The 16,955-nt window shown below is 36.0% G+C and carries 12 protein-coding genes and 1 pseudogene; 5 read left to right on the top strand and 8 right to left on the bottom strand.

Annotated features, from left to right (window positions below; translation table 11 throughout):
* The 6 genes from TTHT_RS04185 to TTHT_RS04160 form a co-directional block, all read right to left on the bottom strand.
* Nucleotides 1-1,320 (bottom strand): OmpP1/FadL family transporter, encoded by a 1,320-nt coding sequence (locus TTHT_RS04185; RefSeq protein WP_201328783.1) that lies wholly within the window; start codon nucleotides 1,318-1,320, stop codon nucleotides 1-3.
* Nucleotides 1,317-2,525, bottom strand: coding sequence for an acetate/propionate family kinase (locus TTHT_RS04180; RefSeq protein ID WP_201328782.1), 1,209 nt, complete (start codon nucleotides 2,523-2,525; stop codon nucleotides 1,317-1,319). The genes TTHT_RS04185 and TTHT_RS04180 overlap by 4 nt, the downstream gene beginning before the upstream one ends.
* Nucleotides 2,522-3,397: a 3-hydroxyacyl-CoA dehydrogenase family protein gene (locus TTHT_RS04175; RefSeq protein WP_201328781.1), complete on the bottom strand. Its 876-nt coding sequence runs from the start codon at nucleotides 3,395-3,397 to the stop codon at nucleotides 2,522-2,524. The genes TTHT_RS04180 and TTHT_RS04175 overlap by 4 nt, the downstream gene beginning before the upstream one ends.
* Nucleotides 3,398-3,682: 285 nt before the next feature.
* On the bottom strand, nucleotides 3,683-4,906 hold the full coding sequence (rmuC, locus tag TTHT_RS04170) for a DNA recombination protein RmuC (RefSeq protein WP_201328780.1): 1,224 nt from the start codon (nucleotides 4,904-4,906) through the stop codon (nucleotides 3,683-3,685).
* 8 nt (nucleotides 4,907-4,914) lie between these two features.
* Complete coding sequence (locus tag TTHT_RS04165; RefSeq protein WP_201328779.1) at nucleotides 4,915-5,187, bottom strand: EutN/CcmL family microcompartment protein; 273 nt, start codon at nucleotides 5,185-5,187, stop codon at nucleotides 4,915-4,917.
* Nucleotides 5,184-5,447 carry a EutN/CcmL family microcompartment protein gene (locus TTHT_RS04160; RefSeq protein WP_201328778.1) on the bottom strand — a complete coding sequence of 88 codons (264 nt, stop codon included), beginning with the start codon at nucleotides 5,445-5,447 and terminating at the stop codon, nucleotides 5,184-5,186. The genes TTHT_RS04165 and TTHT_RS04160 overlap by 4 nt, the downstream gene beginning before the upstream one ends.
* A gap of 202 nt (nucleotides 5,448-5,649) precedes the next feature.
* Between TTHT_RS04160 and TTHT_RS04155 the strand changes: the two genes are divergently transcribed.
* The 5 genes and pseudogenes from TTHT_RS04155 to TTHT_RS04135 all read left to right on the top strand — a co-directional run bounded on the left by TTHT_RS04155 (nucleotide 5,650) and on the right by TTHT_RS04135 (nucleotide 11,903).
* Nucleotides 5,650-7,860 carry a nitric-oxide reductase large subunit gene (locus TTHT_RS04155; RefSeq protein ID WP_201328777.1) on the top strand — a complete coding sequence of 737 codons (2,211 nt, stop codon included), beginning with the start codon at nucleotides 5,650-5,652 and terminating at the stop codon, nucleotides 7,858-7,860.
* Nucleotides 7,861-7,951: 91 nt separating this feature from the next.
* On the top strand, nucleotides 7,952-8,425 hold the full coding sequence (locus TTHT_RS04150) for a phosphate-starvation-inducible PsiE family protein (protein ID WP_201328776.1): 474 nt from the start codon (nucleotides 7,952-7,954) through the stop codon (nucleotides 8,423-8,425).
* Nucleotides 8,426-8,442: 17 nt separating this feature from the next.
* Entirely contained in the window at nucleotides 8,443-9,045 is a 603-nt protein-coding gene (yedF, locus tag TTHT_RS04145) for a sulfurtransferase-like selenium metabolism protein YedF (RefSeq protein WP_201328775.1), read from the top strand.
* 66 nt (nucleotides 9,046-9,111) lie between these two features.
* Nucleotides 9,112-10,095, top strand: a pseudogene (gene selD, locus TTHT_RS04140) (selenide, water dikinase SelD); the annotation flags it as partial.
* A 2-nt stretch (nucleotides 10,096-10,097) separates the two neighbouring features.
* Nucleotides 10,098-11,903, top strand: a complete 1,806-nt coding sequence (locus TTHT_RS04135; RefSeq protein WP_201328774.1) for a U32 family peptidase — start codon at nucleotides 10,098-10,100, stop codon at nucleotides 11,901-11,903.
* Nucleotides 11,904-11,948: 45 nt separating this feature from the next.
* Here TTHT_RS04135 and TTHT_RS04130 read toward each other — a convergent pair whose 3' ends face one another.
* Both TTHT_RS04130 and TTHT_RS04125 read right to left on the bottom strand, forming a co-directional pair.
* Nucleotides 11,949-13,328 carry an MFS transporter gene (locus tag TTHT_RS04130; protein WP_201328773.1) on the bottom strand — a complete coding sequence of 460 codons (1,380 nt, stop codon included), beginning with the start codon at nucleotides 13,326-13,328 and terminating at the stop codon, nucleotides 11,949-11,951.
* Nucleotides 13,329-13,456: 128 nt separating this feature from the next.
* Nucleotides 13,457-16,942, bottom strand: coding sequence for a vitamin B12-dependent ribonucleotide reductase (locus tag TTHT_RS04125; RefSeq protein ID WP_201328772.1), 3,486 nt, complete (start codon nucleotides 16,940-16,942; stop codon nucleotides 13,457-13,459).
* Between the last annotated feature and the right edge of the window lie 13 nt (nucleotides 16,943-16,955).

Here is a 16,955-nt window from a genome sequence, read left to right as displayed (position 1 = left end):
TTAAAACCTGATGTGGTAAGAGTATGTAAAGCCTACAAAGTTTCTATCATATTTACCTGTTGCATCCTGCAGAAGCTCAAGGTAACCTTCTCCAATAGGGCTAAATGTGTACTCCTGCCCCGACACAACATAGTCTTTGTAGTTTTTGAAAAACATTGCAAATTCAAAACCGTTACCTTGGTCAAGATATGAAATTCCCAAAGATATCCAGAACATTTCCCCATTTGCAACAGCAGGATGCCAGTCATCAAGAGGGATAACATCTGAACCGTATCTCATAGCACCCATTATTTTTATCTTCTTTGTAGCCGTGTATTCAAGAGAAAAACCATAGAGACTCATATCATCCCATTTTTTAGAATATCCCCTATCAATAATTGAATCGTTGTTGATAGAATAATCAAAATTTATAACATCGTTGTCAGAAGTGCTTAAACTTAAATAATCCACCTCAATCAACCACCTGTTTGTAGGCCTGTAAGCAACCCCTATAGCAAACTGAGATGGAATTTGAAATTTCGTTGTTAAGGTTTCATTTAGATTTCCAAAAAGCCTGTTGAATGATTCTTCAGCATTTGAAAAACCAACTTCAGTTATTTGCTCAAAACTAACTGGAACATTTTTGAAATCAAAATCCTTTTCTGTCTTGTAACTAAAACCCAATGTCCATTTGGGAAGAAAATTGTACTGAATCCCTACAGTAAAACCGGTATCTGTTTGAGTATCGTCAATTCCACCTTTAACCTCAAAATAACCTATCAATTCATCTGTACCAGTAAGATAATCGTAATAGGGGGATTTGAAAAAGTTGGAAAATTTTAAATATGTAGAGCTGTAATCTACTGAAAAACCAACATTTATCTTTTCGGTTAATTTATATCCCAGCCCTAAAGACAACTCATTTGTCCTTATTTCATACTGGCTTGTAAAAAACCTTCCAGGGAAAGAGTTTTCCCACTGGTCATTCTTAAAAACAGGGGTTGTTATTCCCAGAGCAAGAGTAATTTTCTCATTTAAGGGGTGAGTATAAAAGATACTAACAGGAATATTGCCTTTTTTGGCTGCATCATACTTTGTTCCATCCTGAGATGAGTAAGATAGGTTAGGCAAAATCAATGATGCGTTAAGTTCTAAATCCCTTGTATTAACATTTGCAAGCCCTGCTGGGTTGTAGTAGAGAGCAATACCGGAATTTGTTGATGCTACTACCATTCCGCTTTTTGCAATTCCCTTTCCCCCCTGATCAATCAAATACATATCATTTGAAAAAACAAAAATACTAATTAGTAAAAATAAAAAACTTACGCAAAATTTCTTCATTCTTTTTTCTCCTTAACAATCTTTTCTGTATCTATTGCAATAATATACTCTTCATCAGTTGGGATAACAAATATATCAACTTTTGATTTATCTGTTGAAATCTTTCTCTCTTTTTTGCTCTTTTCATTATTCTTCTCATGATCTAATTCAATTCCCATAAATTCAAGGCCTTCACATACCTTTTGCCTTACATAAGAGCTATTCTCTCCAACACCTGCTGTAAAAACCAAAGCATCTACCCCACCTAAGGCTGCAGCATAGGCACCTATGTATTTCTTAATTCTGTAGCAGTAAATATCAAGGGCAAGCTTTGCCCTGTAACTGTTATTCTGAATCTCCTCTTCTAAATCCCTTACATCGCTTGAAATTCCAGATATGCCTATCAAACCGCTGTGCTTGTTCAAAAGGGAATCAGCTTCCTGCTTGCTTAATTCCTGCAATTCCATTATGTAAAGTATTAAAGCAGGGTCAATATCACCGCTTCTCGTACCCATAACAAGCCCTTCAAGGGGAGTAAATCCCATTGAAGTATCAACAGAAACCCCATCTTTAATGGCACACATACTTGCACCGTTGCCTATATGAGCGGTAATTACCTTCAACTCTTTCAAATCTCTATCATAAAAATTCTTTAACCTTGAAAAAACATACCTATGGGAAGAGCCATGGAAACCATACCTTCTAATCTTGTATTTTTTATAAAAAATGTAAGGAATTGGATAAATATAAGAGTGCTCAGGCATTGTTGAGTGAAAGGCTGTATCAAAAACTGCAACATGTGGTTTATCAGACAAAACCCTTTGAGCAGCCTCAATACCCCTTAAATTTGGAGGATTATGCAACGGAGCAAGCTTAAAATTTTCCTTAATTTTTTCTTTAACTTCATTTGTTATAAGACATGATGCTTTAAATTCTTCCCCACCGTGTACAACCCTGTGTCCCACTGCGTCTATTGCATCGTATGAAGAAATAACCTTTAACTCCTTGTCAACCATCAAATGAAGAATTCCGTCAATTGCCATTGTATGGTCTAAAATCTCTTTTGTTATCTTTTTGCTTTTTCCCTGAGATGTTGAAATTGAAAGAATGGATTGAGCCATTCCAATCCTTTCAACAGAACCCTTGGCCAATTTCTCCCCGGTTGAAGTGTCAATTAATTGGTATTTAACAGAAGAAGATCCACAATTTAATGTCAGAATTTTCATTTTGACACCCTCTTTCCTTCTTTATCATATTTGAAAAAACCCTCACCTGTTTTTAAACCTAACTTCTCTTCCCTGACTAATTTACGCAACAGTGGGCATGGCCTGAACTTTGCCTCTCCCAACTCTTTAAAGAGTGATTCAAGCCATTCAAGTACATAATCAAGCCCAATATAATCTGCAAGGGCAAGTGGCCCCATAGACATGTCGTAGCCTAACCTTATTGCTTTATCAATATCTTCAGCAGTTGCAAGGCCTTCCATTAAAACATGCATAGCCTCATTCAATAACGGTAAAATCACCCTTGTGGTTACATATCCAGGATACTCAAAAACCTCAATGTACTCTCTGCCTAAATCAGAGAGAAACTGCTTTGTTCTTTTAACTGTTTCAGCAGAGGTTTTCAATCCTTTTACAACCTCAACAATAGGCACTTTATATACAGGATGGATAAAGTGAAGCCCTATAAGCCTTGAAGGGTCTCTTAAAATTTTTGAAACCTCAGTTACACTTATTGTTGTTGTTGTCATAATCAACAAAGCTTCTGAATCACTTATAAAATCAAGGTTTGAAATAAGTTCTTTCTTTTCTTCTTCACTCTTACCCTTTGACTCAAAAAAAATGGCAGCGTTTGCAAGGTCTGCCTTTACTGTCGTTGTCTCTATTCTGCTTAAAACCGCTCTCTTTTCACTTTCAGTCATTCCCCATTTTTCAATCTCCCTGTCAATGGAAAACTCAATCCCTTTTAAAGCCTCCTTTAAATCATCTTCGCTTTCATCATAAATAATGACATCAAGGGCATTACGCGCAACAGTCATCGCAATTCCCTGGGCAATTGTTCCTGTTCCAAGAATTGCCACCAAGTTCTGTTTCATAAAGCCTCTCCTTATACAATGTTCAAGGAAATTTTATCATAATTTTATTACATTAGTTGTGAGACATTAATTGTTTCGTAAATAAATTATTTTGTGGAAATCCTTTCATAATAGAAAAATTGTTAAAAGTTCAAATTTTTATTTAAGTTACAGCTAACTTACTGAAAATAAACGCTTTATATCTGCACATATTTTTGTGCAACCTGATTGCAATTAAATGCTGCCCATACTTTACGAATTTTAAACAAGGTTTTCCACAGGGTATTCCACAAAAACTGTGAAGAATTACAAATTTCTGAAATTCTCTATTGAACGGGAAATTTTATTGAGTAATTCAATTGCCTCATCGGTTTTCTTTGAGGCATTTGTAAGGTGGGTTTTTAAGGTTTCAAAACTCTTTACAGAGTTATTTAAATCGTTCTGAAAGGAAACAATCCTGTTTAAAACCTCTTCAACCTTTTCCTCAAGTTCAAAGGCGTTTAATCCCTCTGTAATTATGTGAAAGTAAGAATACAGCGTATTAGGTGAAACAGGAAAAACCCTTTTTGAGACTGCATACCTGTACAACGCTGTGTTTTCCACAAACATTGAATACCATACACTTTCCGAAGGGATATACATAAATGCAAAATTTGTTGTATTCCCCTCAGAAGTTAAAACCTTTATGTATTTTTGAGAAATACTGTCAATCATTTTTTTAATGCCTGAAACAAATTGCCTTGCTTCTCCCTTTCTGTAATCCTCAAACCTGTCAAGGGGAAATTTTGCATCTATTGGAAGTATTTTACCTTCAAGAAAAATTACCGCGTCAACCTTATCATTTCCTATTGAGAATTGAATATCAAACCTGTCGGCTGGGAGAGTATCTTTCAAAAGGTTTTCAAGTAATATTTCCCCAAATACCCCCCTTTGCTTCGGCGGTTTAAGAATATCCTGTAATTGTTTGATATCAGAGGATATTTTTTCAAGATTTTCCAATTTTTCAGTCATTGAGCCTATCTTTGTTGATAAACCTGTTGTTTGCTCCCCAAATGTTTTATTTATATCCCTCATTGTTGTTGTAATCTTATCCATTAAATCCTGTGTTGTATTTGTAAGAGAACGGTTTACCTGAGCAATAGTTGCATTTACTTTGCTTTCAAGCTCTGATAACCTGTTTTTAGTCTCGGATAGGGATTCTGAACTTGTTGATTTTAAATCTAACTTTGTCTTTGTTACCTCTTCTTTTAAACCTGACAAAACATTGACAATTTGCTCCCTGGTATCTGCAAGGCCTCCGGTTACATTCTTCAACAACTTATTTTCAAACTCAAGGTTGAGCGCTGACAAACCAGTTTTTATATCGTTTAAAAGACTTGAATAGATTGATATTTGCTCCTCAAGCCTTGCAAGTTTTTCTGAATTGGCATTTTTCCCTGATTTAACAAGGATAACAATTAAAAGAATTAGGATTATAATCAAAATAACTATGGAAACAACAAGCCCAACACCTAAAAAAGAAAATGACATTAATCCCCCTAATCTATCTCATCAATATGGTCTATCTTTGCCACAATAACAGCATCAACAGGGGCATCATGGTATTTTATTAACTGTACTGCGGCATCACCCTCAATTGTTACAATAACCTTCTCCCCTATTCCCACCCCCACTGTGTCAAAAGCAACCACCTCTTCCCCTGTTTTTTCACCGTTTAAATCAACAATGTCAAGAACATAAAGGGGATAGCCTTCAAGCCTTTTGTTTTTTTCAGTTGAAATTATCTGCCTTGAAACAATTCCTATCTTCATTTTGCTATCTCATCAACCTTTGCTATAACTGTTGAATCTGTTGGAACAATTTGTGGAAGAAAACAATGGGAAGCCTCGTATCCCTGAACAAAAACCACATACTCCCCCTCTCCCACTCCAACACAATCAAGGGCATAAAAAGGCTCTCCATAAGGCTTATAGTTTTTGTCTATCCTTCTTATTGCAAGTATTCTCTTTCCCTCTAAAGGCTTATTCTTGACTGTACTCCATAATTTCCCAACAACAACACCTAATTCCATATCTATCTCCTTATTCAGTTAAATTATAACAAAATTTATTTTCTACAAAATATAACCTTTACCTTAAAGGTAAAATATTTTTACTTTTTTGTAAAATTTATTTATTTTCTTGACATTTGTCAAATATTATATTAATTATTACTTTAAAATAAAATCAACAATTAGCCCTAATTAGGGGCTTCAATAATAATTAGGAGGTTTTATGAGAGGTTTTATTGATAAGATGCTTGAAAAAAAGTATCTTTTCACAGCTTTCTGGTTTATTGCAATTGTAATGGTTGTTGCATTAATCGGATTTACCGCAAGTATGGTAAAAGAGGTTCCACCTATTCCAGAGAAAGTTGTTTCTGAATCAAATGAGGTTTTATACACTTATGATGATGTTGTTCAGGGAAAGGCCTACTTTCAGGAATTTGATTTAATGGACTATGGCACCATGCTTGGTATGGGTGCATATTTAGGACCTGACTTCCCTTCAGAATTTATGCATAGAAGGGTTAAATTTCTTTATGATTATTATTCAAAAGCGCTATACGGGGAAAAATACGATGAATTGCAGGAGCCTATTAACAAAGGTTCGGTTAAGGCTGCCGTAATAAAAGACATAAGGGGAACAAAGTTAAGCGACAAAACTGTTGTTTATACCCACGCATCTGCAGAAGCATATAAAAAGAATGTTGAGTATATTGTAAATTTCCTGGTAAACGGGAACAAAGAACTGGCCTTTCCAGGTGGAGTTATAAAGCCTGAAGAGGCAAAAAAGATTGCTGCATTCTTTGACTGGGGGCAATTAGCAGAAACTTGTTACAGACCTGGCAAAAAAATCACATACACTAACAACTGGCCACATGAGCCGCTTATTGACCAGGATGTAACATGGTCATCAATTGTCTGGTCTTTATTCCAGTTGTTAGCATTGTGGACATTGACAATAATTATTCTCTACCTTGTTTATGAACACCTATTAAACAAAGAAGATAATGACCTTGAAGAACCGCTTAAACTTTCTTCACTTTATCCTTCCCAGAGAAAATTATTTAAATATATCCCGCTTGTTGCCCTATTTTTTGTAATACAGGTTTTCATAGGCGGTTATATTGCACATATTTATACTGAACCTGCTAAAAACTTTGTTTTAAGCCAGAGCATTCTCCCATTCAATGTAATGAGAGCATTACACATTAACATAGCAATTGTATGGGTTGCAATCGGATGGCTTGTTGGCGGTATGTTTATCGCACCGCTTGTAGGAAAAGAAGATTTAAAATTCCCATGGCTCGTCGACCTTTTATGGCTTGCCTTAATTATTGTCGGTGCTGGCGGGTTAATTGGTATTTATATGGGTGCAACAGGGCACATGAGAGATGTCTGGTTCTGGCTTGGAAACGAAGGAAGAGAGTTTTTAAACCTTGGAAGAGTCTGGGATATAGGACTTGTTGTAGGACTTGTACTCTGGTTCTTAATGGTGTTCTCCACAATCAGAAAAGCAAAAGAAAACAATGTAATGGTTGGCACTATAATCTGGTCTGCCTTTGGTATTGCAACACTTTACATGGCAGGTATGGCGCCTGTTCATAAAATCTTCCCCAACTTTACCGTTGACGATTATTACAGATGGTGGGTTGTTCACCTCTGGGTTGAATTAACATTTGAGCTTTTTGCCGCTGGTGTTCTCGCTTACCTTGCCGTTATTTTAGGGCTTGTTTCAAGAAAATCAGCAGAAAGAATTATGCTTTTAGAGCTTGTTTTAGTAATGATGTCAGGGACATTAGGCGTTGCTCACCATTACTGGTGGCAGGGACTTTCAGAATACTGGGTTGCACTTGGAAGTATTTTCTCTGCATTAGAGCCTGTTCCTCTTGTTCTCTTAATGGTGGAAGCATGGAAAGAATATAGACATACAAAAGAAAAGGGAGATTTCCCATTTACAATTCCTTTCCTCTGGCTTACAGGCTCAGCCTTCTTAAACTGGCTTGGTGCAGGTTTTCTTGGTATGGTTGCAAACCTTCCTATCGTTAATTACTATTCACACGGAACATATCTAATAATGCCCCATGGCCATGTCGCATTATTAGGTGCATTCGGTTATATCTCAATTGCGTTCCTTTACATTGTTGCAAGGTCAAAGGCTGCGGTTGACGGCACTGAATGGGACGATAAGTTAAGTAAAATTGGCTTCTGGCTTGTAACAATTGGTATAATTCTCTTTGCAATCCCGACACTTGTTATAGGCTTGCATCAAACTGCAGTTGCAAAAGAATTGGGCTACTACGCAGCAAGGTCAAGAGAGACTATTGAACAGATTATAACCTGGTCATGGATAAGAGTTGTTCCTGATTCAATGATTATATTAGGAGCATTAACAGTATTCTTTGATTTATTCAAGAAAACATATTTAGCAAAGAAAAAATAAAATAATCTAAATTTCAGGAGGGGTTATCCCCTCCTTTTTTTATTTATAGAAAATTTTTACAATTTTATTTTGATTTTAGTATAATTTTAATATGAAGAAGATAACGAAAAATACTATAGACTCCCTCGACAACTTATACAATTTTGTTGAATTGATAATAGCCTATATACTTGTATTCAGTGCAATTGGGTTAATATTTTTTTCCGTTTACGAAGTTATAATTGAATTCCTTGAACATAGAGACACAGTGAAGATTGTTGTAACCCTGATCCATCATTTGCTTTTAATCATGATTATTTTAGAGATTTTATGGACTGTAATCCACTATATGAAGACAAAAAAACTCTCTGTTGAAGCATTTATAATTATTGCAATAATCTCTTCTGTAAGAAAAATCCTCGTTATTAGTGCGTCCCAAAGTGTAGCAGATTCAAAAAGCGCAAGTATAATCAGCAGTTTAACAACAGAAAGCTTTGCCCAGGGGCTTATTGTACTAATTATGGTAATTGCAATCTTTATACTCAGAAAAAGCAGATTGTTTTTAAAAGAGCTTGACGAAGAGTAATTATCCCGGAGGAAAATATGGCTGAAAAAATTGTTGATGCAAAAGGATTGGCGTGTCCACAACCTGTCATTATGACAAAAAATGCATTGAGCGAGATTGAGGAAGGAATTATAAAGGTTTTGGTTGATTCAATTGCCTCAAGGGAAAATGTAAAAAGGTTTGCGGAATCTCAAGGGTGCACTGTTGAGATAAAGGAAAAAGACGGGGTTTTTGAGATTGAAATTGTAAAGGGATACCAGTGCGGTGTTGTTTACAATGATGAAACTGAAGAAAGTGTTTCAAACAAGGTTGTTTTTGTCTCATCAGATGCAATTGGCCCTGATTATGAGCTTGGGAAAGAGTTAATGAAAGGGTTTTTAAAAACCTTTCTTGATTTAGACAAAAAGGATTTGCCGAAGAAGATGATTTTTGTAAATAAAGGCGTTCACATTACCTGCTTCTGGGAAGAGACAATTGAACACTTAAAAGAATTGGAAAAGAGAGGGGTTGAAATATACTCCTGCGGTGCGTGTTTAAATTACTTTAAAATTACCGATGAATTGAAAGTTGGGCAAATTGGCAACGCTTTTGATTCAGTTCAATCCCTTATGCAGGGGGAATCTGTAATAAATTTAGGATAAAAGATGGATAAAAGAAAAAAGATAACCTCATTTGTAAAGGCTGCCGGGTGAGCAGGGAAATTAGGTCCGGGAGACCTTGAAGAGATAATAAAGGGAATAATTCAAACAAATGACAATAAAAATATTATTGTGGATATGCAGACAAACGATGATGCCGGGGTTGTAAGAGTACACGGAAACAAGTGCCTTGTTCAAACTGCTGATTTTATTACTCCAGTCGTTGACGACTTGTATATGTACGGGAAAATTGCCGCAGCAAATTCATTAAGCGATGTATTTGCAATGGGGGGCGATGTTTTAACTGCATTAAACCTTGTTATGTATGACTCCTGCCACATTGAAAAGGAAGAGATGAGGGAGATTCTAAAAGGCGGATTTGACGCTGTTAACGAAGCTGGCGGAATTATTATAGGCGGCCATACTGTTGAAGATAGTGAAATGAAATACGGGCTTTCTGTTACCGGTATTGTTGAAGAGGAAAAGATTGTAAGAAACAATAATGCAAAGGTTGGAGACAAAATCATTCTTACCAAACCGCTTGGAATGGGAATAATTACCACAGCAAACAAGGTTGATATGGTTTCAGAAAAGACGATGAAACAGGCAACAGAGATAATGGGCCACTTAAACCTGTACGCAAAAAATGCAATGATTGAAGTTGGAGTAAACTCTGCAACAGACATTACAGGTTTTGGGCTAATAGGCCACGCATTTGAAATGGCAAAGCATTCAGGTGTTAGTTTTCTCTTTAACACAAAAGAGATTGATTACCTTGACGAGGCCTTGTATCTATCTTCAATAGGTATGGTGCCTGCAGGAAGTTATAACAACAAGCATTACACTGAAAAATATGTTTTATTTGAAAGAGAATTGAAAGATGAAGAGAAGATGATATTCTTTGACGCTCAAACATCAGGCGGTTTGTTAATTTCAGTGCCAGAAGAAAAAGCCTCTTTGCTTGTGGATAAAATAAAGGAAAAAGGCGGAATTTACGCAAAGGTAATAGGCGAAGTTATTGAAAAACAGGACAAAATCCTCATTTTTTCATAGATATGGAAAAACATTTTGAAATTATTGCACCTGCTGGAAATATTCAATCCCTTGCTGCAGCGGTAAAAGCAAAAGCAGATGCTGTTTACTTTGGATTTAAGGGGCAAAATGCAAGGGGAAGGGCTGAAAACTTTGACGAAAAAACAATATTAAAGGCAATAGCATACTTAAAAGAAAAGGGAATTAAAAGCTATATAACCTTAAACACTGTTTTAACCGATAATGAACTTTCCCTTCTTGAAAAAAGGCTTAAAATTCTATCTGCATATCCCCCTGATGCAATAATTATTCAGGATTTTGCAGTGCTTGAACTTGGCAAAAAGATTTTGCCTGACACTGTTGAATTCCATGCTTCAACTCAGATGGGAATTTGTAATTTAGACGGGTTGAGGTTTACAGAGAAAATTGGCTTAAATCAGGTTGTTTTAGCAAGGGAGTTAAGCTTTAAAGAGTTAAAATATTTATCTGAAAACACAAAACTTAAATTAGAGGTTTTTGTTTTTGGTGCAATGTGTTACTCCGCATCTGGCTTTTGCTATGCTTCTTTAAAAGAGCAGAGAAGAAGCGGAAACAGAGGAATATGCGCCCAAATTTGCAGGCACAGATTTAACAACAATTACCCCTTTTCAATGAAGGAGTTAGACTTGATTGAGGAAATACCTGAATTTTTAAACATTGGAATAAAACACTTTAAAATTGAAGGAAGAATGAAAGGGGCAGATTATGTTTACACAATAGTTTCAGCCCTCAATGAATTAAAGAAAGATTTGTCAAATAAAGGCATAGAAAGGGCAAGAGAAATTTTAAAGGAATACCTGTTTTTAAGGGATAGGGGCAAGGGATACTTTTACTTCCCGGAAAACAAAAAGATTTTCACAGAAAAAAAGCATTCAATCCAAATTGAAGCAGGAAAGGTAAAATATGCAAAAGGCAAAACAATAACATTTGAAAGGGAAAACCCCTTATTAAAACAGGGAATAAGAATAAAGATAGGGGAAAAAGCATCAACAATAATAAAAGTAAACAAAAACATTGTTACTCTATCCTCTTTTATTCCAGCAAAAAAGGGGGATAAGGCTTATATCTTTCCAAACAAAGAGAGTATTAAAGGGATTAAAGGCATTGTAAATGAGATTGAAAAAAGAGAGGTTAAACTGAAAATTAACTTAAAGGCTGAAATAACTAAAAATAAACTTAATATTAAAGTGTTTACTAACAAAAAAGTATTAAAAGAGTTTAGTTTTGATATTGAAACTGAACAGGCAAAAGCCAGGCCTTTAAATTCTGAAACACTTTTAGTTAAACTAAAATCCCCTTACTTTGAAATTGAAAGTGCTGAAATAAACAAAAATAATTTTGTAATTAAACACAGTGTTTTCAAAGAGATAAAATCAAAAATTAAAGAGATAATTAAAGAAGAATTAAACAAAATTTTTAATTATTCACCTGATATTTACAAAGAATATCCCCCTTTTAATTATTTGAACCTGAAAGAAAACTGTCAGATTTTACCCCCTGTTTACTATGAGAAAATAAAAACAAATGATAAATGCATAATTGTGAATAATGTTGGTCAACTGATTTTTCCAAATGAAAAGTATACAGGAAAATTTCTGCCAGTTTGCAACAAAGTTGCGGCCTATTTTTTGAAAAAGAATTTTAAGGTTAAAGGCTTTTTAAAACCCTATGAACTTGAACCAACAAAAGACACCCCCCATTTTGTAGTAAGGGTTAAGCCTGAAAAATTGCCCAAAAACTTTAAAATTGAAAAGCAGGGAGAAATATATCTAATTTATAAAATAAATTAATATCCATACCTTTTAAGACTTTTTTAAATAAGGTTAAATTTTCTACTACGCCACCCCATTTTCGTGAAGGTTGCCAAAAGTCTTTTGATATATAAAAAATGCAATAAGGGAAATCAACCCTATTACAGCAAAAGAACCCCATAACATTAAGGGATTCCTTGCCCCCTCTATCGGACAGTATTTTGAAACAAGAATGCCAGCTATCCAGCCACCTAAAAAAGAGCCAACAGCAACCTTAATATGTGCAAAACCTAAATATAGCCCTATTTTATCCTTCGGTGCAATTGAAGCAACATAGTCTAAAAACCTTGGTTGAAATGTCATCTCTCCAAGAGCAAATGTCATTATTGCAATTATAACCCCTGTCATTGTTGGGAAATTGCCCATTATTATCATTGAAACAATACATATTGAAAGCCCTAAAGCCATTGCCTTTAAAGAGGATAGCCTTGAAGTTAATTTTGCAACAGGTAATTGAAAAATCATTATCATACCTGGATTTATAGCAACAAGCCACTCCATAGGGGCAACTGGTGATATCTCTCTTTGAATATAGAGAGGCATTGCAAGGTAAAGTTGCCAGAACATAATCTCAAAACCTGCAAAAATTAAAATAAAAAGCAAAAACCTAACATCTTTAAAAACTGTTACAATACTTGAAACAACCTGAGAAACAGAAGGCTTGTCCCCTGTCTGAATTGTCTTATCCTCAAACTTTAAAATTACGAGAGTAAGAGCAACAAGTGCCATTATTGCAGAAAATGTACAGGCGACCTGCATTCCAAAGCTCTGCCATTGAAGAATATCCCTGACCTGTTCCGGAGTGAAGCCTTTCATTTTCTCCATAGCCCCTCTAACAAGTGGGGAATTTATATCAAATGGTGGAAGTGTTTTAACATAGGCCTTTAATGCATCAAAATCACTCTCCCTGAGCCAGTTTCCTATGTTTAATCTCATAGGCTTAACAATAACCTTTCCTAAAAAACCACCGATATTAACAATCATGTAAAAAATGGCAAAGCCTAATTTACTCTCTCCCTCAGGTGAAAGTTTGGCAACAGAACCGGATATAGTTGGTTTAACAAAAGAACCACCTATAGCAATTAGAATCAATGAAACTATTGCCATCAATTTTACAGGGAAAAGAGCAAGTAAAAAATAACCTGAAAACAGAGTCAAAAAAGCAATTATTAAAGCCTTTCTAAACCCAATTTTATCTGCTATAGCACCGCTAAATGTAGGCAAAAAGTATAAAAATAAGATAAATGCACCACTTAAACTTAGAGCCTCTTTATCTGAAAATCCCACCCTCTGAGTTAAATAAAGGGCAAGTATAATGTTCATACCATAGTAAGCAAGCCTTTCCAACAATTCAACAGTATTTGCAACCCAGAATGTTTCAGGAAACCTTTTAAAAACGCTCATTGCATCTCCTTTTCAATAACTTTTTTTTATTAACAATCTTTTCAATAATAAGGAAAAAATAATTTACAATCAATAAACAAATACAAAAAAAGCGGGGAAAATCCCCGCAATTTTACAATTACAAAATGTCAACTGCAACCGGAGGTTGAACCACATGTTTCACATTTTAGACATGTGCCGTTTCTAACCATTGTAAAGTTTCCACAATTTGGACATGCGTCTCCCTCATATCCCTTCATTTTTGCAATTCTTATTTTTTCAGCAATATCATCAAGCTGGTCAGGTTTCTTGTTTTTACTGCCATTGTATTCAACATTCACATTTTTAGAGTAAGGATGATTACCGTTTTTCTTTTTTTCCTTTTCGCTTCTTATTGCGTCAGAGCGAATATCCTCTGGCTCAACCTGCGCAAGGTCAAACCTGTTAAGATAGGTAATTGCAAGCTCTCTAAATATGTAATCAATCACTGAAGTTGTCATCTTTATGTATGGGTTACCAAAAACCAATCCATTTGGCTCAAACCTTGTAAAAACGAAAGCATCAACATATTCTTCAAGGGGCACACCGTACTGTAAGCCCAGAGAAACAGCAATTGCAAAGCAGTTCATTAAACTTCTGAAAGCAGCACCCTCTTTATGCATATCAACAAAAATCTCTCCAAGCCTTCCATCTTCGTATTCGCCAGTTCTTAAAAATACTGAATGCCCACCAATTTTTGCCTTTTGAGTGTACCCTGCCCTTCTGTACGGCAGTCTTTCCCTCACAGCTTTTCTTGCAAGGCCTTCAGCAACCTTGCCTATGTTTTTCTCAACTATGTCATCAACATTTAAATCAATGTCTGTAAAGGAGGAAAGAGGCTGTGAGAGTTTTGAACCATCTCTATACAGGGCAATTGCTTTAAGCATATATTTATGGGCTTTTAAATAGATATCTTTCACATCCTCAATAGTTGCATGGTTTGGAAGGTTAACAGTCTTTGAAATTGCCCCTGAAATGTACGGTTGTACCGCTGCCATCATCAATAGGTGGCCTTCAGGGGAAATATACCTCTTTCCATACCTTCCACACTTATTTGCACAGTCAAACACTGCTAAATGTTCTTCTTTTAGATAAGGCGCTCCTTCAACAGTCATTGTTCCGCAAATATCGTCATTTGCTTCCTTTATTTCTTCATCACTTAAACCTAAGTATTTTAAAAGATTAAAATTGAAATCATCTAATAGTTTAGAATCAATCTTCAACTCTTTTTCAAGGGTTTCTTTTCCAATATTCCAGACAGAAAAAGCAGATTCAATGTCAAACATTTGAGGAAGAGAGTTTTCTATTTTATCTATAGTTGCATCAGAAAAGCCCTTTGACTTTAAAAACTCTCTTGTCAGTTTTGACTTAGTTCTTGAAAAACTCTGAGTACCAAGGCAATAATCTACAATAGCCTGAATCTGATTTTCTTTATATCCTAACTTTTTTAAAGCAGGGATTATTGAGCGGTTGATAATCTTAAAATAACCGCCACCTGCAAGTTTTTTAAACTTTACAAGGGCAAAATCAGGCTCAATTCCGGTTGTATCACAATCCATAACAAGCCCAATGGTCCCTGTGGGGGCAAGCACTGTAACCTGTGCATTCCTGAACCCATGCTTTTCTCCTAACTTTAGTGCATCATCCCATGCTTTTCTTGCCGCTTTTAAAAGTTTTTTCGGAACAGCATCCTCTTTAAACGGTAAAGGAGTTACACTTAATCCTTCGTATTCACTTGCCTTTGCATTGTATATTGCCCTTCTATGATTTCTAATAACCCTTAACATATGCTCTTTGTTTTTATCAAACTCCTCAAAAGTGCCTAACTCTTTTGCCATTTCCGCTGATATTTTATAGCAAATTCCAGTCATTAAACCAGAAATTGCAGAGGCAATAGCCCTTCCATCAGGGGAATCATAGGGTAACCCCATTGTCATTAATAGGCTTCCAATATTTGCGTAACCAAGGCCAAGTGTTCTGAATTTATAAGAGATATCCGCTATTTCAGGGCTTGGAAATTGAGCCATTAAAACGGAGATCTCAAGGGTAATTGTCCAGAGTTTTGTCGCATGGATAAAAGCATCAACATTAAATTTGCCTGTTTCAGCATTGTAAAATTTAATCAAATTCAATGACGCAAGGTTGCATGCTGAATTGTCAAGAAACATATACTCTGAGCAAGGGTTTGAGGCATTTATCCTACCTGACGCCGGGCAGGTGTGCCATTCGTTAATTATTGTGTCAAACTGCACTCCAGGGTCTGCGCAACTCCAGGCTGCATACCCAATCTTGTCGAATAAATCCCTTGCCTTAACCTTTTTAGCAACCTCTCCGCTTGTCCTGTAAGTTAACTCCCAATCACCATCTTTTTCAAGTATTTCAAAAAACTTAGACGGAATTCTAACAGAGTTGTTTGAATTCTGGCCTGAAACAGTATTATAAGCCTCAGATTCCCACGCTGTATCAAATTCATCAAATAAAATTTCCTTAACCCCCTGCTTTGCAAGCTGTATCACCCTGTAAATGTATGTATCTGGAATTCCTGCCTTTCTTGAATTGTAAACTGCTTCTGCCAATTTTAAATTCTTTTTAGGGTCAAAAGCGTCTTCTCCATCTCCCTCATTGCATGCCTTTAACACATTATTCAGATGAATATTACACTGCCTGCTTCCAGAAACCAAAGCAGCAACCTTTTGCTCTTCCTTTACCTTCCAGTCAATAAACTCCTCAATGTCAGGGTGGTCAAGGTTTAAAATAACCATTTTTGCAGCTCTTCTTGTTGTTCCTCCAGATTTAATAGCTCCTGCGGCTCTGTCTCCAATCTTCAGAAAACTCATTAACCCTGAAGAATATCCTCCTCCGGATAGCGGCTCTCCCTTTCCTCTTATCTTTGAAAAATTAGTACCTGACCCTGAACCGTATTTGAAAATCCTCGCCTCTCTTACCCACAAATCCATAATACCGCCAGGATTAACAAGGGTGTCGTCAATCGAAAGAATAAAGCATGCATGTGGCTGAGGCCTTTCATATGCGCTTGTGGATTTCTTTACCTCTTTTGTATCAGGGTCAACATAGTAATGCCCCTGCGAGGGGCCATCTATTCCATAAGCCCAGTAAAGGCCTGTGTTAAACCATTGAGGAGAGTTAGGTGCTGCTATCTGATGAGAAAGCATGTAAAGCATTTCATCGTAATAAGCCTTTGCATCGTCTTCTGTATCAAAGTAACCGTATTTGTAACCCCAGTATGTCCATGTCCCTGCAAGCCTCTCAAAAACCTGCCTTGAGTCTGTTTCACTGCCAAATCTTTCTTCTTCAGGGAGTTTTTCAAGATACTCCTCATCTGGGACACTTCTTTGAATCCACTCCGGGATTCCCTTTTCTTTAACCTTTTTTGTTTTTTTAGGAACTCCAGCCTTCCTGAAATACTTTTGAACCAGAATATCAACAGCAACCTGAGACCAATTTTCAGGCACTATAATATCTTTTGCTTCAAATATAACTGTCCCATCTGGGTTTATAATTTTTGAATCCCTTTTAACAAAGTTTAAACCAGCATAGGGACTCTTATCCTTGGTAAAAAACCTCTTAATCTTCATAACCTGACCTCTC

The organism is Thermotomaculum hydrothermale, from assembly GCF_016592575.1.
Taxonomy (GTDB): Bacteria; Acidobacteriota; Holophagae; order Thermotomaculales; family Thermotomaculaceae; genus Thermotomaculum; species Thermotomaculum hydrothermale.
The sequence above is the reverse complement of the archived record's forward strand: the minus strand, read 5'-3'. Positions and strand labels throughout refer to the sequence as shown.